Raw genomic sequence first — 19,259 nt, forward strand, 5'->3', positions numbered from 1 at the left:
TTGTTTGTATTTTAATCTGAGTAAATTAAATAAAGATACAGGATAAAAGTAGAGAGAAAATATTTTTGATTATGTGACTAATTGATTCTAGAAAGAAATTTTTCATTATAATTAAAAATTAATCTTTTATAACAAACAGATGTTAATAAATATTTAATAAATATCTAAACGCTAGTGAATGTTATTTAGTTAAATAAATATTCATTTAATATAAATAAATATTTAATTTATGATGTGATTATAATCAATAAAAAAACGCCCTTATTAAAAGTGCGTTTTTATCTTGAGGTAAAATAGGTGAAATTTAAACAGGGATTGGTACTTGTTCATTTTTAACAGAATGGAAACGACGCTTGAAATAAATAAGCCCATCACCATCTTCACGCACCGAAATATTCTTAATTTCGGTCATATAAACAAAATGTGTACCCACTTGGCGTACATCATAAATATCACCTTCTAGGCAGGCAAGCGCATTTGTTAATACGGGTTGTTGTAATTGTCCGTTTTGCCATCCTGGTTGGGTAAAGCGCTCAGCCATCGCAAGCCCTGTCATTCCGGCGAAATGACATGCCATTTCTTCTTGCTCATGATTCAATATATTGATGCTTAATTTTCCATTTTCTTGAAAAATAGCGTTCATTTGGCTTTTACTGTTGATGCAGACCATCACGGTAGGCGGGTTATCAGTAACAGAACATACAGCTGTTGCTGTTAAGCCACAACATCCCGCATCACCATTTGTTGCCACGATATTGACCGCAGCACCTAAGCTTGCCATCGCATCCCGAAAAAGTGGGTTAGCCTGTTTTTCCTCAGACATTATTTACTCCTACTGCCAGACTTCTCGTCTGTGGGCGTCTTCACTTAAAATAATTATTAGTTAGATAACTAAAAAAATCACCTAACTACTTCGCTAACAAAGTTGTGATGTTATTGCCGGTTTCTTTGTTGCGTTGTTTTAAAGCCGTAACGCTACCGCGCATGAACAAAGATAGCAATCTTTCTTTGTTACAACTCGTTAACTTTATCTCAAATAACGGTGAGACAACCTTATCGCTAAGCGCCATTATTCCTAATATAGAGGTAGGATAATAGGCAAATTAGGCTACTTTTTTTGATTGGTAAACAGATAACACAAATTGCCAATTCATAAAAATTGCGTATAGCTCAAGATGTTGCGGAAGATGAAATTAATCCTAAAAAAGGAACGTGGGTGATAAATTGCACAAAGGGAAGAAAATTGCAAAAATTGAGTCAACTTTATTTATTTGTTAATATGAATAATTGTAACAATTAGTCTATTCTTAGAATATAGTCATTTTATAAACCATAAACAGCGGTACTTTTTCACTGTCTATATTGAGTGATATTTTGTCATTTCACCTATAACACCATATAAAGAGCTTCTTGATTATGCATGAATCATTAACTATCGCGCTATTACAAGCTCGGGAATCTGCAATGGGTTTTTTTCGACCTGTTCTCAAAGAGCATAATCTGACAGAACAGCAGTGGCGGATTATTCGAGTACTTGCGGATAAGCGTTCTATTGATTTTCACGAATTAGCGCAAAAAGCGTGTATTCTTCGACCTAGTTTAACGGGCATTCTGATTCGAATGGAAAGGGACGAATTAATTTGTCGCTTAAAACCCGTGAGTGACCAACGTAAGCTGTTTGTCTCTCTTTCTGCTAATGGTCAAAATTTATACGACATAATTCAGCCTAAAATAGATAAGGGCTATCAATTAATTGAGCAAAAATTTTCCACTGAAAAATTACAGCGACTGTCAGGTCTATTAAAAGAGTTGATTGCTTTAGAGGCTGATGACTCGGCGCAAGCTGAAAAATAAGTTATCTTGAAAGTAAGAAAAAAGGTGATGTTTAACACATCACCTTTTGGACTTTTATCAGTGGATAGAATTATTGTTTACCTAACACATGTAAAAAGTGAATGTGTTTTTCGTACTGATCAAGAATATCGTGAATGATTTGTTCTTTCGTCCAACCCATTACATCGTAATCTTGCCCACCTTCTTTTAAATGAATTTCAGCACGATAATATTTATGTTCTTCGTCTTTTTCTTCATCACTTAATCCAGCTAAAGCAAAGGCAGGTTGAGTATAAAAACGTAGGCGAACTTCATAGAAGAAATTCATGTCATCGCCTAAATCGACTTCAAAACCAATTCGATCATCTTCTTCATTATGGATAAAACATTGCGTTGCTTGCTTACTTAACTCAGCAGATACCATTTCCATTGAGGGTTGGATCACTTCATCCATAAAACGTTTTACATGAGAGCGTTTAGGAAAATAGGCAATATTTCTTAAACGGCGTTGCCAAGGGATCGGATTGCGGCTTGCTGGTGGTGCAATTGTCGTGAGTTGTTGGCTATCACGTTTATATACATCCACTCGCAATGCTTTTATTAGTCCATAAATAGAAGCAAGCAATACTATCGAGAAGGGAAGTGCACTTGCAATGGTTACTGTTTGTAGTGCAGTTAAACCACCCGCTAACAATAAAGTAATTGCAGAAACGCCCATTAAACCCGCCCAGAAAATGCGTTGCCATACTGGTGTTTCGCTATCACCACCAGAAGCTAAAGTATCAACAACCATCGCGCCTGAGTCTGCTGAAGTCACAAAGAAGACAACGACCATCAACATCGCAAAGAAGGATAAAACAGATGAGAATGGGAAATAATTTAAGAACTCAAATAAAGCCAATGACACATCTTGTTGTACGATATTGGCGAGTGCTTCTGCCCCTTTATCTTTGATTAAATGAATCGCTGTGTTACCAAAAACGGTCATCCAGAGTAAAGTAAAACCAGCAGGAACAAACAGAACACCGACAACAAATTCACGAATAGTACGACCTCGTGAAATACGGGCGATAAACATCCCTACAAATGGTGACCATGAAAGCCACCAACCCCAATAAAGCAGTGTCCATCCCCCTAACCAATCACTCGATTTTGGTTCGTATGCATAAAGATTAAAGGTTTTACTGACAATTTCGGATAGATATCCCCCTGTATTTTCAACAAATGATTTTAATATCAATACAGTTGGACCGAGAATAATGACTAATAAAAGAAGAATAACCGCCAATCCTAAGTTAAGTTCAGATAAAAAACGAATGCCTTTTTCTAAACCAGAAACAACAGAAATGGTTGCAAGCCCTGTGATCACAACAATCAATACGACTTGAATCGTTGGGTTAATAGGTACATTAAAGAGGTGGTTTAAACCCGCATTAACTTGTAGAACACCAAAACCAAGGGAAGTTGCGACACCAAATACGGTTCCCATAACAGCGAAAATATCAACAGCATGACCAATTGGGCCATGTATGCGATCACCAATAATTGGGTAAAGTGCAGAACGCAGTGTTAACGGTAAACCATGGCGATAAGAGAAGAAAGCTAAGATCAAAGCGACAATGGCGTAAATTGCCCATGCATGTAATCCCCAGTGGAAAAAGGTTAATCGCATGGCTTCTTTTGCGGCTTCTATGGTTTGAGCTTCACCGGTTGGAGGCATCAGATAATGCATAACAGGTTCAGCAACACCAAAGAACATTAAGCCAATCCCCATTCCTGCTGAAAAGAGCATGGCAAACCAAGCAAAATAACTAAAGTGAGGGCGAGCGTGATCAGGGCCTAATTTGATTTCACCAAATCGAGAAAGCCCTAAATAAGTCACACTCAGCAAAATCAATGCAACGGCTAGAATGTAGAACCAACTCGCATTCGTGAAGAGATTTTCCTGAAGATGACTGAGTTTATCATTTGCCAGCTCTGGAAATAATGCAGAGAAGCCAACGACCAATAAAATTAATAATGCAGATGTATAAAAAACGGGAGGATTAATTTTCATCCTAACTTTTTGAGGGGTTATATCGTTTTGTTGACTCATAGCTAACCTATTTTTTGTTATTTTCCTAGAAAGAGACTTTTCGCTATCAATTTTCTGATTGTCTATGTGATCAGAAAAGAAAAGTTCATAAGAAAATTTGAATAAAGCATCAAATTAGTGTGATGTTTTATAAAAAGAACGGAAGTAAATTATTTTTTCCGTAAGATGAAGAATATGACAATTAAATCAATTTATTGCTGTTTTTTGTTTATAGGTGCTTTCGCACTTTAATAGGTTTCTCCTGTTGAAAAAAGGAGAACATGGTTACATTTTTTGCTTAATCGATCAACCCTTGTCTTTTTTATGAACAAAAAAAGCCAGTAAAAATTTACTGGCTCACAAATCATCAAAAAAACTGAAATCGGATTATTTGTTTTCAGTTTTTAACTCATCAATTTTTTGTTTCGCTTGATCGGTTAATTGATCCGCTTTATCAAGTGCTTTGTTTTCAGTTTCTTGGGCTTGCTGTTTTACATCATCACTTGTTTTTGCAGCATCACCTTTTAGCTGATCAATTTTGTTGCCTGCTTCTTGCATTAGGTTATCTGCTGTTTTACTCGCATCTTGTTTTAACTCTGCGGCTTTTTCAGATAATTTGTTACCTTCAGCTTCTAGGTTTTGCTTAACTTCTTCAGCTTTTGCAGCACTTGCATCTTTTAGCTCAGCTGCTTTTTGTTCAGCTTTATCTTTTAGCTCTTGAGCTTGTTGTGTTAATTCATCTGCTTTTGCTGATGCATCTTCTTTCAAGTCAGCAGCTTTATCTTTGGCTTGTTCAGTTAATTCATTCGCTTTATCTTGCGCAGTTTCGGTGACTTGAGTTGCTGTCTCTTTCGCCTTGTCAATGCCTTCATCAACTTTTTTAGATGAATCATCACAACCAGCTGTAATGGTAACAAGACCCGCTAGAACCAATGAAGTAAGTAGTTTTTTATTCATTTTTTTCTCCAAAATATGTGTTCAAAAACAATTCAGTGATATCCCGCGTAAAAACTAGAAAAGGCGAGAAACTATTGCGTTGATTGTAAGAGATTACGGCAAAACTATCTTAATAAGTATAGTGCGAGTCTTAAAATCAACAAACCTAAGTATATTAAGTGTTTTTTCTTAGTCAAATCCCATGAAAAACAAAGTAAAAATAATTTAGATTTTTATCTAGATGAGATTTTCTGCTTTATAATAAGTGCAGAAATTATTGGAAATGTGAGACGCAAATGGAATATTACTTTCTGGTTGTTATCAAATTTATTATTGGTTTTACTATCATACTAGCCCATATGAATTTATCGGGTAAAACACAACTCTCCCAATTAACACCTATTGATTTTATTGGTAATTTTGTGCTCGGTGGCATTATGGGTGGGGTAATTTATACCGATGCGATCCCTCTTTATCAATATATTATCGTCTTCTTAATTGGTGTCTGTTTTATCTCTTTGCTTAATTATATCAGCAAACATTTCAATTTTTTCCGTGCAGTGACCATTGGTAATCCTATTCCTATTATCAAGAAGGGAGAGTTTATTATGGAAAACATCATGGAGAAAAAAAATAAAATAGACATTCTTAACATCACGTCTCGTCTTCATGCTCAAGGTATTCATTCATATCAGGAAGTCAATTACGCCCAGATTGAACCTGATGGACAAATCACGGTGGTATGTGATGGTGCAAAAATGCCTTCGATTATTGTCATGAAAGACGGAGTTATTCGAACATCAGAATTAGCGCAAATAGAAAAAGACGAAGTGTGGCTACAAGATGAGATGAAAAATCAACATATTGATAAACCAGAAGATGTTTTTTTGGCGGAATTTTGGGATGGCAAAGTGAATTTTATTTTGCAAGATGGAAAGATAAAACGTACCGCGCTATTGAAGGATAATTAAAGAAGTTTAAATCAATGGTTGGATGATTTGTGAATAGCGAAATGGCGACATCATGCCGCCATTGTTATTTAGCGAAAATGCCATTACAACTTAAATACCTCAAAATCAGAAGCCATTTCAGTATGGCTAAAGATCTGTTGGCTTTCATTGAGTAACTCAACGCAGTCTTCGGGTAAATAACGGCTACTAATATGAGTAATAATCAGCTTTTTAGCATTAGCCTTTTTTGCTAATGTTGCCGCTTGCACAGTTGTTGAATGCCCGCGACTATTTGCTTGCTCTGCCATTTCATGCTTAAACGTTGCTTCATGAACAATAACATCGGCATTATTAGCCAGCTTTAATGCATTAGGTGTAGGTTGAGTATCCCCAAAAATAGCAATACAACGACCTTCTATTTCATCACCAATATAGTCTTTACCATCAATTGTTCGTCCATCTGGTAATGTTATAGTTTTGCCTTGCTTTAAGTCTTGTAACCAAGAGCCTGCTGGAATATTTTCCGCTTTCAGTTTTTCTGCATCTAACTTACCTGGTTTGTTTTCTTCTTCTAAGCGGTAACCAAAACAAGGTACGGGGTGAGACAATGCCTCACAACTGACTTTCATACCTTCTTCTTCAAAAAGAAAACCCGCTTTGTCAATTTCAACAATATTAATAGGGTAAGTTAAATAGGATTGGCTTAATGTTAGCGACGTTTCTATAAAGGCTTTTATACCCGTAGGACCATATACTGTTAAAAGTGTTTCCGTTCCACCCATTGAGCGACTACAAAGTAATCCCGGTAAACCAAAAATATGATCGCCATGTAAGTGGGTAATAAAAATTTTATTTAAACGCGGTAGTTTCACGCGGGTATGCAATATTTGATGTTGTGTCGCTTCACCACAATCAAACATCCACATACTTTTTTGTTTATTTTGTAAATCGAGCACCATACTGGTGACATTGCGATCTTTAGAAGGAACGCCTGCGTTAGTGCCTAAAAAAGTGAGCTCCATAATGAAATATTATTCTCCATGTCGAATTTGTTCCCAACTTAAATCGAATTTCGCAAGATACTTACGTAGGCGATCGGCATCGTTGGGTTGTTTTTTATTTTGTCTTGATACTGCGAAAAGTTTTCTACCAGCTTCTGAGAGTGTTGATGATTGCTGACACGTTTTGATAACGGTATTCAGTTGGCTAAGATCGAAAAGATCAATATCAGTGCTATTAAATAAAGAAGAGGAAGCAACTCCCCAATTTTGTTTTAAACGATTAATTTCTTCATCAACAAGAGGAAGGGTAATACGACCATTTTCGGCAAGTGTTGCCATTCGCGTTATACTAGCACTAAGTTCACGGAAATTACCACGCCATAATGCCTGTTCAGATGTTGCAAATCGAATATAGTGTGATTTTGCATCAGCGTTAAAACGGATTGCCTTTTGATAAAGCTTTGCAAAGTGATGCAATTCATAATCGATATTAGGCTCAATATCCTCTTTACGATCGGCTAAACCCGGTAATGAAAAAGACCATAAGTTGATCCTTGCATAGAGATCTTCACGGAAAAGTCCTTTCGCAATTTGCTTGTCCATATCACGATGCGTTCCTGCGATCAGCTGAAAATCACTTTGTACCTCAGTATCTGAGCCATAAGGATAAAAAGATTTCTCTTCTATCGCTTTAAGTAACATGGCTTGCTCATCAAGTCCTAACTCTGCAATTTCATCAAGAAATAAAATCCCTTTATCGGCTTCTCTTAATAATCCTTGTCTGGTTTGTAATGCACCTGTAAATGCCCCTTTTACATGCCCAAATAAAGTGGACATCGCATTGTCACCACGCAAAGTGGCACAGTTAACAGCAATAAAACGACCTTTTACAAAATGGCGAGACTGTCGTAATTCATAAATACGCTGAGCAAGGAATGATTTCCCAGCGCCTGTAGGGCCTGTTAATAAAATAGGCGCAACGGAGCGCAATGCAACACGTTCAATTTGAGCAATTAAAGTATTAAAACGTTCATTACGTGTGGCGATCCCCGATTTTAAGAAAGAGAGGGACTCATTATGGTAATGCTCAAATCGGCTCGTTAGTTTTGTATAACGGCTTAAATCGAGATCAATAACAGCATAACTACCTGTGGATGATTGTACTGTTTTGCTGCCATCTTCATTTTCTATTTTAGAAGAAGGAGAGGTTTGTAATAGTTTTGCAGGTAAGTAATGGGCTTCAGTCAGGAGGAACCAGCAAATCTGGGCAATGTGCGTACCTGTTGTGATATGTACATAATATTCTTCATTTTCAGTATCAAATGGGTAATTTACTGCAAAATCAAGAAAGTGACTATAAACCTCTTCTAGATCCCAAGGATCACAAATATCAATTTCGTAAGGTAATACCTCTGTGTCAGGGGAGACAGTATGAATATCTTCAGTGATTTTTGACGCTAACATTGAATCATTAGGTTGATGGATCATGACCAATCGACTAACGGGGAAATCTTTTTGATGGCAAATCGAAATTGTTGGGCGCCATGAGTTCCATCTTTTATGACTTTTACCTCGTTTATCTAATGTTGTGCCTAAAACACCAATCACCACTTTGCGTTTCATTAAGTTATCCCTACTTATTTTTTATCTATATTTATAAATGTATAGATAAAAAGATAGGTTTTTATCATTTTTAATTCAATGGCTAAATATTTAAAAATTACGTTAAAAGTATTTTTTCAAATAAAAACAATGAATTAAAAATATTTTTAGTGAGATTTAAAAACTTGGCACGATCCTCGCAATATTATGAGTGTCTTGAGCAGATTTTAAATCTGGTAGGCACATAAAGAACACTCTGTGGTGTTATCTAAATGTGTTCCTCCACATCGGGACTCTGTAGGTGAAGAGGGTTATTTTCAGGTTCGATTCCTGACACCAAAAACCATTACAAATCCAAATGTAAAATTAAAGATAGAAAATCGTTGTGACAGCAGTACCGTCACCTTGCTTATCCACCAGCAACTACGCTGGATTGAAGGCAGAAGAAGAGACAAACAAAGTAACGTTCCTCTCTTGTTTTCCCTTCGATTTCGCCAAGTTTGTTCGTGGAAAGCAAGTCACGATAAAAATGGTAATAAAAGAAAGCTAATAATAAAGAAGAGCAAAAGGAAGCAATGATGATAAGAACAACAATAAAAGTGAAACAAGGACAGCTGGGTTTATTAAAGAAGGATGATGAGTATATTGACGTCCTTGTCGCTGGTGAGCATAAATTTTTCGATCTTCGTCGCCAATTAAGTGTTGAGCTGGTGGAGTTAAACGGCCCTGCAATTGAAAAAGAGAAAGCCGAGTTTTTACGCCAATATCATCCAGAATGGGTGAGTGAATATTGTTTTGATATTGTGCTATCTGATGAAGAGATTGGCTTACTCTATGAAAATAGCTCACTCAAAGAGATCTTAGCGCCGAGTACTCGCCGTCTCTATTGGAATTATGCACAACGCTCAATGGAAGTGTTGTCAGCAAATGAATTGGAAGTTTCGCCAACTTTGGTTAAAAAATTGCAGCATCCAAAATTACGTAACCAAACTGTAAAAGGCAGTGAAGGTGTATTAAGTGTGGATATTCCGACATGGCATGCTGGCATTATCCGTGTTGATGGTGACGTTCAATCACTATTGTCGCCGGGATTAAAAGGCTATTGGCGTTATCAGCACAAAGTCGATGTTGAGGTTGTTGATATGCGCTTACAAACACTCGATGTGAGTGGTCAAGAGATCTTAACGAAAGACAAAGTAACATTACGCATTAATTTGTCAGCAAGTTGGCGTTATAGCGATGTGCTTTCAGCGTACCAATTACTGAGTTCACCTCTTGAGTTCTTATATAAAGAGTTGCAGTTTGCGTTACGCGAAGCCGTAGGAACAAGAACATTAGATGAATTATTAGAGAATAAAACGCTGATTGACACCTTAGTGAGTGAAAAAATCAGTGAAGTGGCTAAAGGATATGGTATTGAAGTGGCTTCATTAGGGGTAAAAGATATTGTTTTACCAGGCGAAATGAAAACGATTTTAGCGCAAGTGGTTGAGGCAGAAAAATCAGCACAGGCTAATGTTATTCGTCGAAGAGAAGAGACATCCGCAACGCGTTCTTTATTAAATACGGCAAAAGTGATGGAAAACAATCCAGTAGCCTTACGATTAAAAGAGCTAGAAACCGTAGAACGTATTGCAGAACGTATTGATAAGATTTCCGTTTATGGCGGTTTAGACCAAGTATTAAACGGGTTAGTACAAATTAAAGGAGCACAGGCATGATATTGGATCATCAAATAGTAAAAGAAGCAGGAACTGCTGAAATCAAAATGTGGACAAATGGTGTACCTGTTGAAGCAGATGCTCTAAAACAACTTATTAATACCGCGAAGATGCCTTTTATTTTCAAACATATGGCAGTAATGCCAGATGTTCACTTAGGGAAAGGTTCAACAATCGGGAGTGTTATTCCAACAAAAGGCGCGATTATTCCGGCTGCTGTTGGTGTGGATATTGGGTGTGGAATGATTGCGGTGAAAACATCATTACACGCAAATGATCTACCAGATAATTTATTTGCCATAAGAACGGCAATAGAAAGAGCAGTACCTCATGGAAGAACAAGTTATCAATCAGGGAATGATCGTGGTTCATGGAAGAACCCACCTAAACTTGTTGATCAACATTGGCAACAACTTGAAGGGCGTTTTAAGGTTTTAACCGATAAGTACCCACGTTTACGAAATACGAATAACTATCGTCACCTTGGTACATTAGGAACAGGAAACCACTTTATCGAATTGTGTCTTGATGAATCAGATAATGTTTGGGTAATGCTACATAGTGGCTCTCGTGGTGTTGGTAATGCTATCGGTACGTTATTTATACAAATGGCACAAGAAGATATGAGGGAACATATCGCTAATTTGCCTGATAAAAACTTAGCGTACTTAAAAGAAGGAACGCTTTTCTATGATGACTATATAGAAGCCGTAGAATGGGCACAGGATTTTGCCCGACATAATCGTGAAATTATGATGGAACGCGTGTTGACGGCATTATCGACACAAATAACTAAACCTTTTACGACACAGCAACAGGCGGTGAACTGCCACCATAACTATGTACAAAAGGAAATGCACTTTGACGAAGAAGTACTGGTGACTCGAAAAGGAGCCGTTTCAGCTCAGAAAGGTGAAATGGGGATCATCCCTGGTTCAATGGGCGCTAAGAGCTTTATTGTAAGAGGAAAAGGAAATGCCGAAAGTTTCTGTTCATGTAGTCATGGCGCAGGACGCGTAATGAGCCGAACAGCAGCGAAAAAAGCTTTTAGTGTTGAAGACCAAATTCGAGCAACAGCACATGTGGAATGTCGAAAAGATGAAGATGTGATTGATGAAATTCCGATGGCTTATAAGGATATTGATGCTGTTATGAAGGCTCAGTTATCACTTGTTGAGGTTGTTCATACACTACGACAGGTTGTTTGTGTAAAAGGATAATTGTATTTTTTAAGGAAATTAATAACTATCCCCAAACGATAACGTTGGGGATAGTGAGATATGAAAGCGTGTGCATGGAATGCAAATGAATAAAATTTTTAAGAATAGATATTTTCTTTAAATAAGACCCTTATTTCTTGATCAAAAATCAAACAAATAATGTTTAATATTATTAATAAATAAAGACTGATATTAAATTTATTGCCTTCCAATAAAGATAATCAAAAAAAGAATAATGATATTGGGTTATTCTTTAATTAGAAAACGATTATTAATAAATTATTAATACCTGCAATCGTGATTATTTATTTAATATAAAACAATTCCTAATTTTCTTAGTTATATTAAAATTAACTGTATTCTTATTGAAAAAATATAGCCTACTCTATTTAGTGTATTAATTCTTAGAGAATATATTAATTAAATAAATATTGTTAATTTCTTGCGTCCCAAATGTGAACAAAACGTTTTGAATTACTTGCGGTATAGATAACAGTATGTGAAATATTACGATGTCCTAAATAATCTTGAATTAAACGAGTATCTCTACCTAAATCAGCGAGTGCATAGCCACATGCATGGCGTAACATATGGGGATGAGGGGCTATGGATACATTAGCATCTTTACCTAAACGGCGAAGTAATCCATACACTTGTTGACGAGAAATTGGACCTGTTTTTTGGGATAAAAAGACCCATTCTGAGTCAGCCTCTCTCCATGTTTCCCTTTTTTTCAACCAGTTAACTAACGCTTCATACTCCTCTTCGATAATCGGTTGTGTTGTTGATAAACCGCCTTTTAAGCGTCTGACATAGAGTATTCGACTTTCTAAATCAATATCGCTTAAGGTTAAATTACATAGTTCACTCACGCGAAACCCATGTAAAAAACACATTAAAAACATACAGTAATCTCTTTCTGGATACCGTCCTTCCTTTGCTTGCTTCAAAATAGAATTGATCTCAAAACGTGTAAGAAACTTGCGCTGCTTCATTTTCATAACCTTTTCAATGAGATAACAAGGAACAAAAGTCAATTGATGCATCACTATAACAAGTAATATGCATCAATAAAGAGTTGTATTTTTTTTATGCTTACACTTTTACTTGTTCATTTTAAACAAGTTTATTGAAAGTTTATTTATTTTTAGAAAATGAAAGTGATTGATTGAAAAAGCGAAAAATGAGTATGGATAGGAATTTGGTTATCTTTAGAGAAATAAACAGAATACACCAAATTGTTTACTATTATTCTCTGGCTTCTCACTTAAGTCAAATTTAATGTTAATCACTTATCTTCATTTATTTAACATATTGATATTTATCATTATTTTAAAAAACAAACATGATTGGTTACTTTGTTTAAAATCCAGAAATAATTTTTTTTACTTTTTTCACAAATTATAGTAATTGCACTAAGAATTATAAACTCTTTTTTCGATATTTAAAGTTTGATTATCTAAATGTGTTTAATTTCGAGATGAAAATTTTTAACAAAACAATTTGGTGTATTTTGTTTTGTTTCTAACGATATTTAATTTCGTTTTGGACGGGCACAAGTATACCAAAATTCAAAAACTCAATAAGTGAGTCATTCAATTAGGAATAATTCAATCCTAATGAATTTATTATTTTTAATGTCTTCGTCCTTTATATTTTAGGAAACAAAAAGATGAAATTAAATAAATTAGCGTTAGTTCTTGGCTTAGGTTTAACTGTTGCTGCAGGTTCTGCTTTTGCTGCTGATCAAGGTCACGGTACCGTTAAATTTGTTGGTTCAATTATTGATGCACCTTGTTCTATTCATCCTGATTCAGAAAATCAAACTGTTCCATTAGGTCAAATTTCTACTGCTTCATTAAAAGATGGTGGTCGTAGTAATTCTCGTGATTTTAAAATCACTTTAGAGAATTGCACAACAGAAACTTATAAAACTGTTCAAACAACCTTCACTGGTTCAGAAGATGCAAACATCTTAGCAGGTTCTTTAGGTATTGAAGGTATCGCTAAAAATGCGGCTGTTGTTATCACTGATGCAGGTGGCAAACAAATCAAATTAGGCACACCAAGTGCTGCTCAAACATTACGTGATGGTAATAACGATCTGAACTTTGCTGCTTACTTACAAGGTTCTTCAGCAGAAGCTGCCGTTCCAGGTGACTTCACTGCAATCGCAACTTTCGCACTGACTTATCAGTAAGAAAAAATAAGCACAGTACAAGGATGTACAGTGCTTTATTTCCTGTGTCTATTTTTAACGATTTTTTTCTTACGGAGAAAAATATGAATCGCAAGATGACACCACTATGGCTATGCCTTATTGCCAGCTTACTGATAACAACAGCAGAAGCGAGTGATGTAAAACAAGATAAAAACATGCATCAGCGATTTGGGGTACTTAATCTTTCAGGCTCGATCTTAGAACCATCTTGCACGATTGCAGCAGGAAGTGGAGAACAAGTTATTCCACTGACAACGGTTTCTATTCCAATGCTAGTGACTGAAGGGCAAGGACCTATTGAGTATTTTTCTATCAGATTAACGGAATGTACGCTAATTGAACAAAAAGGTCAGGAAGCGGACAACCCTCGTTTTATTGCAACGTTTGAAGGTCCCTCTAACGAGAATGGTAATTTTGCACTTTCTGGTGAAGCGAGAGGCGCGTCATTAGCGATAGCTGATCGTTACGGTAGGCGAGCCATCCCCGGTAAGCCATTACCCCCAGTAGGTATTGACTCCAAATCAATGGCGTTACTTTACCAAGCGCGAATAGTCAAAAATAACGAAATACCAAAAGCTGGAAATTACCGAACAACGCTGCGATTTAAGCTGGAATACTATTAAATGGATCGGGTTGGATAACTTATGGTTAGAACATTCAAAACCGTTGGTTTAGGGACGGAAAAAAAGAAAAAACAACATACTATTCGGCCTGTTGCTGTACTGATCTATTTAATTCTTACTGGCGCTTCCAGTATTTCAAGTTCAGCTTTAGCAAATAGTGATATTGAATTTAATGCCGATATTTTAGATCTAAAAGATAAGCAAAATATCGACTTATCAGATTTCTCTCGTGCTGGCTATATTATGCCTGGCCGATATGAGTTTGTTGTTCGCGTGAATAATAATGAACTCCCTGAACTCTATAACATTAGCTATGTTGTACCAGCCAATGATCCTAAAGGTAGCGAAGCTTGCTTACCGCCAGAATTGATTCATCAAATAGGGCTCAAACCTGAATGGGCTGAAAAAGTTAAATATCAAGATAACGGAAGCTGTCTTGATATCTCTTCTATTCCCGGAATGACGGTAAATGCAAGTCTGGGAAATGGCAATCTTATTCTTACTATTCCTCAAGCGTATCTTGAATATTCAGCGCCAAACTGGGATCCACCTTCTCGTTGGGATCACGGTATCTCAGGTGTGCTTTTTGACTATAACGTCAATGCTAACGTGACAGATCCTGCTAAAGGAAAACAGCGTCAACAAGTTACAGGCTTAGGAACCGTGGGAGCGAACCTTGGTGTTTGGCGTTTCCGTGCCGATTGGCAAGCAAGTTACCAGCATACAACAGGTCTTCCTGATAGTACTGAAAATAGTTGGAAATGGAACCAGCTTTATCTTTATAGAGCCATCACGCAATTAGGGGCTCGCCTTGTGATGGGGGAAACTTACTCTCGTTCTGACATTTTCGATAACTTCCGTTTTACTGGGGTTAACTTGTCTACGGATGACAATATGCTGCCACCTAACTTAAGGGGATATGCCCCTGAAGTAACGGGTGTGGCAAAAACGAATGCGAAAGTGACGATTAGCCAGCAAGGCCGTGTGATCTATGAAACTCAGGTTGCTCCAGGACCGTTTCGCATTCAAGACATCAATGATGCAGTGAGTGGTAAATTAGATGTACGTGTTGAAGAACAAGATGGATCTGTTCAAGAATTCCAAATGGATACGGCAAGTATTCCTTATTTAACACGCCCCGGCCGAGTGCAATATAAATTATCTGCGGGTAAACCGTCGGATATGAACCGTAATACTGAAGGCCCTATTTTTGGTATGGGTGAATTCTCATGGGGGATCAGTAACGGTTGGTCACTTTATGGCGGTTCATTAGTATCGGGCGATTATAACTCGGTTTCTGCGGGTATTGGTCGTGACCTAATGGCACTGGGTGCTATCTCTTTTGATGCGACACATTCTTGGGCAAAAATTCCAAGTGATGACAAGCGTTATCATGGGGGCTCTTATCGTGTGAGTTACTCAAAACGTTTTGAACAAATAAACAGCCAAGTGACATTCGCAGGCTATCGCTTCTCTGAACGTGACTTTATGAGTATGAACCAATATTTAGATCGCCGTTATCGTGGTGGTGAAGAAGATAATAATAAAGAGCTTTATACCATTATGTTTAGTAAGCAGTTCCCTGAATGGGGATTGAGTGCTTACTTAAACTATAGCCATCAGACTTATTGGAATAAGCCTAATAACGATAACTATAACTTGTCATTAGCCAAAACGATGGATATTGGTAGCTTTAAAAATATCAACCTCAGTCTGTCGGCGTTTCGCAATAAATTCAATGGCACCAATGATAATGGCGTTTATATGAATGTCAGTATGCCTTGGAGCGATCGTGCAACTATTAGCTACAACACGGTGATTAATAAACACGGTAATTCACATAATGTCAGCTATTACGATCGTATTGATGACAATAGTAGCTATCGAGTTGGTGCTGGTTTGAGCAGTAACGGTAAACCATCCGCAGATGCCTATCTCATGCATTACGCTGATGCTGCATTGGTCACTGCTAGTGCGAGCCATATTAATGGTGAATACACATCAGCCACATTATCACTACAAGGTGGGGCAACATTAACACCAAAAGGTGGTGCATTACACCGAACAAGTCGTACGGGTAGTACTCGTTTACTTGTTGATACAGATGGTATTTCAGATGTTCCAGTGAAAAGCATCGGCGCTATTACGCGTACCAATGCTTTTGGTAAAGCAGTACTGCCTGATATCAATGATTATTATCGCAGTAGTGCCAGCATCGACCTTGATCAGATGCCAGATAACGCTGAAGCATTACGCTCAATTCAACAGCTAACCCTAACAGAAGGCGCAATAGGCTACCGCCACTTTGATGTGGTCTCGGGACAAAAAGCCATGGCTGTCATTCGCTTACAAGATGGAACTTATCCACCATTTGGTGCCAGTGTCACAACTGAGAAGGGGCGTGAGCTTGGTATTGTCAATGATGGTGGGAATGTCTATCTGACGGGGATTAACAGTGATGATCTATTGAGTGTTCGTTGGAATGGTCAAGAGCAGTGCAAAGTCCGTATTCCAACATTAGTTGAAGGATTATTTATGTCTTCATTATTACTGACTTGTAGTGATGGTGACGCAACACCTTCAACAATCAATCAAAGAACAGAGCCCTTACCTAAACCTCAACTAATCACGCAATAAGGTTAGGAAAAAAGGGAAAGATAAAAATAATTTCAGATAAAAAGAGTAATTTAAAATGATGTTATCAAAGCGCTTATTCATTGTAACAACCACTTTATTGACTGGAATGGTCTTTACTGGCCAAGCTCTTGCTGCGATTGCTTTAGATAGAACGCGTGTCATTTTTAATGGTGCCGATAAGTCTATTAGCTTAAATGTCAGTAATCAGAATAAAGAGTTGCCTTATTTGGCTCAGGGCTGGATGGAAAATGAAAATGGAGAACGTATTGACAGCCCATTATTAGTTTTGCCTCCTATTCAGCGTATTGAGCCGGGCGATAAAAGCCAAGTAAAAGTGCAGTCATTACCTGATATTGCCAAATTACCACAAGATAGAGAAAGCGTTTTCTATTTTAACTTGCGTGAAATTCCACCACGTAGCGATAAACCTAATGTACTGCAAATTGCACTACAAACGCGCATTAAACTTTTTTATCGCCCAGCATCGATTTACGCCACACAAACGGATCTCACCCATCCTTGGCAGGAAAAAATCACCTTAATAAAGAAAGGTGATCGCTATGAAGTGAATAACCCAACACCTTATTACGTGACATTAGTGGATGGGTTAACAGGATTGCAAGGAAAAAGCCTAGATGGTTTTGAACCAATCATGATTGCCCCTAAAAGCACAGGAACGATAAATCTGCATACTTCTGCGTTTGGCTCATCACCTGTACTCAGTTACATCAATGATTACGGTGGACGACCACAGATGAAATTCACCTGTAATGGCAATGAATGCAAAGTTACAGAAACATCAGCAGGAAACTAAATAGGTCTATTTTATGAAAATGGAACAGCGGTTTAGCCCAAGCAAAGCAGTGTTTATTTTGGCAACGTTTACTGGAGGCCTAAGTTTTACTGCTGTTGCGAATTTACCCGCTAGAGCGGTGAAAGATGTTATTCCAGGAATTGTTTATATCAATATTTCAGGGAATGTCATTGCGCCACCGCCTTGCTTAATTAATGACGGCAAAATGATCGAAGTTAATTTTGGTGAGGTGATGAGTACACGTATTGATGGTGTTCGTTATAAAGAGCCTGTCCACTACACCGCGACTTGCCAAAAAATGCCAACCAATGCCATGAAAGTTTATGTTACGGGTAGCGCAACAGGGTTTGATTCAAATGCGCTACAAACAAATATTACGGGATTAGGGGTGCGTATTCTGTATCAGGGAAACTTATTAGACTTAGGTAAGGCGGTGAATTTTACCTATCCCAACTTACCTGAATTAGAAGCTATTCCTGTTCGTGATCAGAATGAAACCTTAGTGGGTGGTGATTTTGTCGCAAGTGGCACACTGCATGTGGATTATCAGTAAGAGGTCAGAAGATGAATAAATTAAAGTACCTATGTCTGATCGCATTACTGAATTCTTATTCTGTTATGAGTGCAGACGCACCTAATATGAAATTATTTGGCACCTTATTAGTACCCCCTCCTTGTGTCATTAGTAATAACGAACTGATTGATGTTTACTTTGGACACAACGTAGGTATTCACAAAGTAGATGGCATTAACTATACCGAATCGGTGAATTATCGATTGGTCTGTGATCCAAATTTAAAAGGTTGGGATTTAGGGCTTTCTATTATTGGTCCTAAAACACAGTTTGATGAAGCTGCGCTACAAACCAATATTCCAGATTTAGGCATTCATCTTACGCAAGATGGTAAGCCTTTTAAATTAAACGAGCGTATTGCGATATCACCCGATAATCCTCCCGTGATCCAAGCGGTGCCCGTTAAAAGACCGGGTAGCACTTTGCCTGAAGGTGCATTTGAAGTTTCGGCAACACTGCTTGCTGAATACCAATAGGAGCGTATTGATGAATATAAAAAGGTTATCGATCCCGTTCATATTGGGTCTTGCCACATTTACGGGATTAATATCAACCGCTTTCTCAGCGCCAGACAATATGCGTTTTCACGGCATATTAGTTGACGAGCCTTGTACCATAAAGCCTGGTGACGAAACCGTTGAATTAGATTTTGGCAATATACCAGACAAGAACCTTTATGCGTATCAAAGAACACCAAGCAAGTTGTTTCAAATACGCTTGTCTGAATGTGATTTAACGATTGGTAAAAGCGTCAAGATCACTTTCAAAGGGGATGAAAATCAAGCTATGGCAGGACAAGGTTTTTTAGCGATTAGCCCAAGCAGTCAAGCGGCGGGTATTGCTGTTGGACTGGAATCTGAAAATGGAAATGCGCTACCTGTTAATAAAGAAACAGACAAACTCTCGTTAAATGCGGATGACACGATTTTAAATTTTTATGCCTTTATTCAAGGGGAGCCAGATGCGATTGCTAACCAATCCATTAAACGCGGCCCATTTAGTGCAATCGCCACATTCCATTTGAATTATGACTAATTATTAGGGTTGAGGTTT

18 protein-coding genes are annotated in these 19,259 nt (G+C 37.5%); 12 read left to right on the top strand and 6 right to left on the bottom strand.

What is annotated here, in order from left to right; translation table 11 throughout:
- Nucleotides 1-304 precede the first annotated feature (304 nt).
- Nucleotides 305-823, bottom strand: coding sequence for a 4-hydroxyphenylacetate 3-monooxygenase, reductase component (hpaC, locus tag ABN212_RS01995; RefSeq protein ID WP_198619425.1), 519 nt, complete (start codon nucleotides 821-823; stop codon nucleotides 305-307).
- 593 nt (nucleotides 824-1,416) lie between these two features.
- On the opposite strand from hpaC, the gene hpaR reads away from it, so the two are divergent.
- Nucleotides 1,417-1,854: a homoprotocatechuate degradation operon regulator HpaR gene (gene hpaR, locus ABN212_RS02000; RefSeq protein WP_109371512.1), complete on the top strand. Its 438-nt coding sequence runs from the start codon at nucleotides 1,417-1,419 to the stop codon at nucleotides 1,852-1,854.
- A 70-nt stretch (nucleotides 1,855-1,924) separates the two neighbouring features.
- Here hpaR and betT read toward each other — a convergent pair whose 3' ends face one another.
- Both betT and ABN212_RS02010 read right to left on the bottom strand, forming a co-directional pair.
- A complete protein-coding gene (betT, locus tag ABN212_RS02005; RefSeq protein ID WP_198619426.1) occupies nucleotides 1,925-3,928 on the bottom strand; it encodes a choline BCCT transporter BetT in 2,004 nt (667 codons plus the stop codon).
- A 366-nt stretch (nucleotides 3,929-4,294) separates the two neighbouring features.
- Complete coding sequence (locus tag ABN212_RS02010) at nucleotides 4,295-4,864, bottom strand: hypothetical protein (RefSeq protein WP_198619427.1); 570 nt, start codon at nucleotides 4,862-4,864, stop codon at nucleotides 4,295-4,297.
- Nucleotides 4,865-5,139: 275 nt separating this feature from the next.
- Here ABN212_RS02010 and ABN212_RS02015 point away from each other — a divergent pair, with 275 nt between their 5' ends.
- On the top strand, nucleotides 5,140-5,814 hold the full coding sequence (locus tag ABN212_RS02015) for a DUF421 domain-containing protein (protein WP_198619428.1): 675 nt from the start codon (nucleotides 5,140-5,142) through the stop codon (nucleotides 5,812-5,814).
- A gap of 83 nt (nucleotides 5,815-5,897) precedes the next feature.
- Here ABN212_RS02015 and rnz read toward each other — a convergent pair whose 3' ends face one another.
- On the bottom strand, nucleotides 5,898-6,815 hold the full coding sequence (gene rnz / locus ABN212_RS02020) for a ribonuclease Z (RefSeq protein ID WP_349442787.1): 918 nt from the start codon (nucleotides 6,813-6,815) through the stop codon (nucleotides 5,898-5,900).
- Nucleotides 6,816-6,824: 9 nt separating this feature from the next.
- On the bottom strand, nucleotides 6,825-8,417 hold the full coding sequence (rtcR, locus tag ABN212_RS02025; RefSeq protein ID WP_349442789.1) for an RNA repair transcriptional activator RtcR: 1,593 nt from the start codon (nucleotides 8,415-8,417) through the stop codon (nucleotides 6,825-6,827).
- Nucleotides 8,418-8,781: 364 nt separating this feature from the next.
- On the opposite strand from rtcR, the gene ABN212_RS02030 reads away from it, so the two are divergent.
- From ABN212_RS02030 to ABN212_RS02040, 3 genes are read left to right on the top strand one after another with little or no spacing between them, the layout of a single operon-like run.
- On the top strand, nucleotides 8,782-8,946 hold the full coding sequence (locus ABN212_RS02030; RefSeq protein ID WP_198619430.1) for a hypothetical protein: 165 nt from the start codon (nucleotides 8,782-8,784) through the stop codon (nucleotides 8,944-8,946).
- A 31-nt stretch (nucleotides 8,947-8,977) separates the two neighbouring features.
- Nucleotides 8,978-10,117, top strand: coding sequence for a slipin family protein (locus ABN212_RS02035; RefSeq protein ID WP_349442827.1), 1,140 nt, complete (start codon nucleotides 8,978-8,980; stop codon nucleotides 10,115-10,117).
- Entirely contained in the window at nucleotides 10,114-11,337 is a 1,224-nt protein-coding gene (locus ABN212_RS02040) for an RtcB family protein (RefSeq protein ID WP_349442790.1), read from the top strand. Before ABN212_RS02035 ends, ABN212_RS02040 begins: the two co-directional genes overlap by 4 nt.
- Nucleotides 11,338-11,771: 434 nt before the next feature.
- Here the strand turns inward: ABN212_RS02040 and mrpI are convergent, their stop codons facing one another.
- Complete coding sequence (gene mrpI / locus ABN212_RS02045; RefSeq protein WP_109371496.1) at nucleotides 11,772-12,332, bottom strand: phase variation DNA invertase MrpI; 561 nt, start codon at nucleotides 12,330-12,332, stop codon at nucleotides 11,772-11,774.
- A 677-nt stretch (nucleotides 12,333-13,009) separates the two neighbouring features.
- Here mrpI and ABN212_RS02050 point away from each other — a divergent pair.
- The 7 genes from ABN212_RS02050 (at nucleotide 13,010) to ABN212_RS02080 (ending at nucleotide 19,241) form a co-directional block, all read left to right on the top strand.
- Nucleotides 13,010-13,537 (top strand): fimbrial protein, encoded by a 528-nt coding sequence (locus ABN212_RS02050; protein ID WP_196532222.1) that lies wholly within the window; start codon nucleotides 13,010-13,012, stop codon nucleotides 13,535-13,537.
- A 95-nt stretch (nucleotides 13,538-13,632) separates the two neighbouring features.
- Entirely contained in the window at nucleotides 13,633-14,181 is a 549-nt protein-coding gene (locus tag ABN212_RS02055; RefSeq protein ID WP_160230858.1) for a fimbrial protein, read from the top strand.
- Nucleotides 14,182-14,202: 21 nt separating this feature from the next.
- A complete protein-coding gene (locus ABN212_RS02060) occupies nucleotides 14,203-16,818 on the top strand; it encodes an outer membrane usher protein (RefSeq protein WP_196532221.1) in 2,616 nt (871 codons plus the stop codon).
- 55 nt (nucleotides 16,819-16,873) lie between these two features.
- Nucleotides 16,874-17,632: a fimbria/pilus periplasmic chaperone gene (locus ABN212_RS02065; RefSeq protein ID WP_349442792.1), complete on the top strand. Its 759-nt coding sequence runs from the start codon at nucleotides 16,874-16,876 to the stop codon at nucleotides 17,630-17,632.
- 13 nt (nucleotides 17,633-17,645) lie between these two features.
- The gene (locus ABN212_RS02070) at nucleotides 17,646-18,185 is read left to right on the top strand and encodes a fimbrial protein (protein WP_349442794.1); all 540 of its coding nucleotides are present in this window, start codon (nucleotides 17,646-17,648) and stop codon (nucleotides 18,183-18,185) included.
- A gap of 11 nt (nucleotides 18,186-18,196) precedes the next feature.
- Nucleotides 18,197-18,682, top strand: coding sequence for a fimbrial protein (locus ABN212_RS02075; RefSeq protein WP_109373864.1), 486 nt, complete (start codon nucleotides 18,197-18,199; stop codon nucleotides 18,680-18,682).
- Between the two features lie 10 nt (nucleotides 18,683-18,692).
- Nucleotides 18,693-19,241, top strand: a complete 549-nt coding sequence (locus ABN212_RS02080) for a fimbrial protein (protein ID WP_198619433.1) — start codon at nucleotides 18,693-18,695, stop codon at nucleotides 19,239-19,241.
- Nucleotides 19,242-19,259: the final 18 nt, after the last annotated feature.

It is taken from the genome of Proteus genomosp. 6, from assembly GCF_040139785.1.
In the GTDB taxonomy this organism is placed as follows: domain Bacteria; phylum Pseudomonadota; class Gammaproteobacteria; order Enterobacterales; family Enterobacteriaceae; genus Proteus.

Excerpts from the sequence above, each read along its gene's own strand:
- hpaC (WP_198619425.1), bottom strand. The coding sequence starts at position 823 with ATGTCTGAGGAAAAACAGGCTAACCCACTTTTTCGGGATGCGATGGCA.
- hpaR (WP_109371512.1), top strand. The coding sequence starts at position 1,417 with ATGCATGAATCATTAACTATCGCGCTATTACAAGCTCGGGAATCTGCA.
- betT (WP_198619426.1), bottom strand. The coding sequence starts at position 3,928 with ATGAGTCAACAAAACGATATAACCCCTCAAAAAGTTAGGATGAAAATT.
- ABN212_RS02010 (WP_198619427.1), bottom strand. The coding sequence starts at position 4,864 with ATGAATAAAAAACTACTTACTTCATTGGTTCTAGCGGGTCTTGTTACC.
- ABN212_RS02015 (WP_198619428.1), top strand. The coding sequence starts at position 5,140 with ATGGAATATTACTTTCTGGTTGTTATCAAATTTATTATTGGTTTTACT.
- rnz (WP_349442787.1), bottom strand. The coding sequence starts at position 6,815 with ATGGAGCTCACTTTTTTAGGCACTAACGCAGGCGTTCCTTCTAAAGAT.
- rtcR (WP_349442789.1), bottom strand. The coding sequence starts at position 8,417 with ATGAAACGCAAAGTGGTGATTGGTGTTTTAGGCACAACATTAGATAAA.
- ABN212_RS02040 (WP_349442790.1), top strand. The coding sequence starts at position 10,114 with ATGATATTGGATCATCAAATAGTAAAAGAAGCAGGAACTGCTGAAATC.
- mrpI (WP_109371496.1), bottom strand. The coding sequence starts at position 12,332 with ATGAAGCAGCGCAAGTTTCTTACACGTTTTGAGATCAATTCTATTTTG.
- ABN212_RS02050 (WP_196532222.1), top strand. The coding sequence starts at position 13,010 with ATGAAATTAAATAAATTAGCGTTAGTTCTTGGCTTAGGTTTAACTGTT.
- ABN212_RS02055 (WP_160230858.1), top strand. The coding sequence starts at position 13,633 with ATGACACCACTATGGCTATGCCTTATTGCCAGCTTACTGATAACAACA.
- ABN212_RS02060 (WP_196532221.1), top strand. The coding sequence starts at position 14,203 with ATGGTTAGAACATTCAAAACCGTTGGTTTAGGGACGGAAAAAAAGAAA.
- ABN212_RS02065 (WP_349442792.1), top strand. The coding sequence starts at position 16,874 with ATGATGTTATCAAAGCGCTTATTCATTGTAACAACCACTTTATTGACT.
- ABN212_RS02070 (WP_349442794.1), top strand. The coding sequence starts at position 17,646 with ATGAAAATGGAACAGCGGTTTAGCCCAAGCAAAGCAGTGTTTATTTTG.
- ABN212_RS02075 (WP_109373864.1), top strand. The coding sequence starts at position 18,197 with ATGAATAAATTAAAGTACCTATGTCTGATCGCATTACTGAATTCTTAT.
- ABN212_RS02080 (WP_198619433.1), top strand. The coding sequence starts at position 18,693 with ATGAATATAAAAAGGTTATCGATCCCGTTCATATTGGGTCTTGCCACA.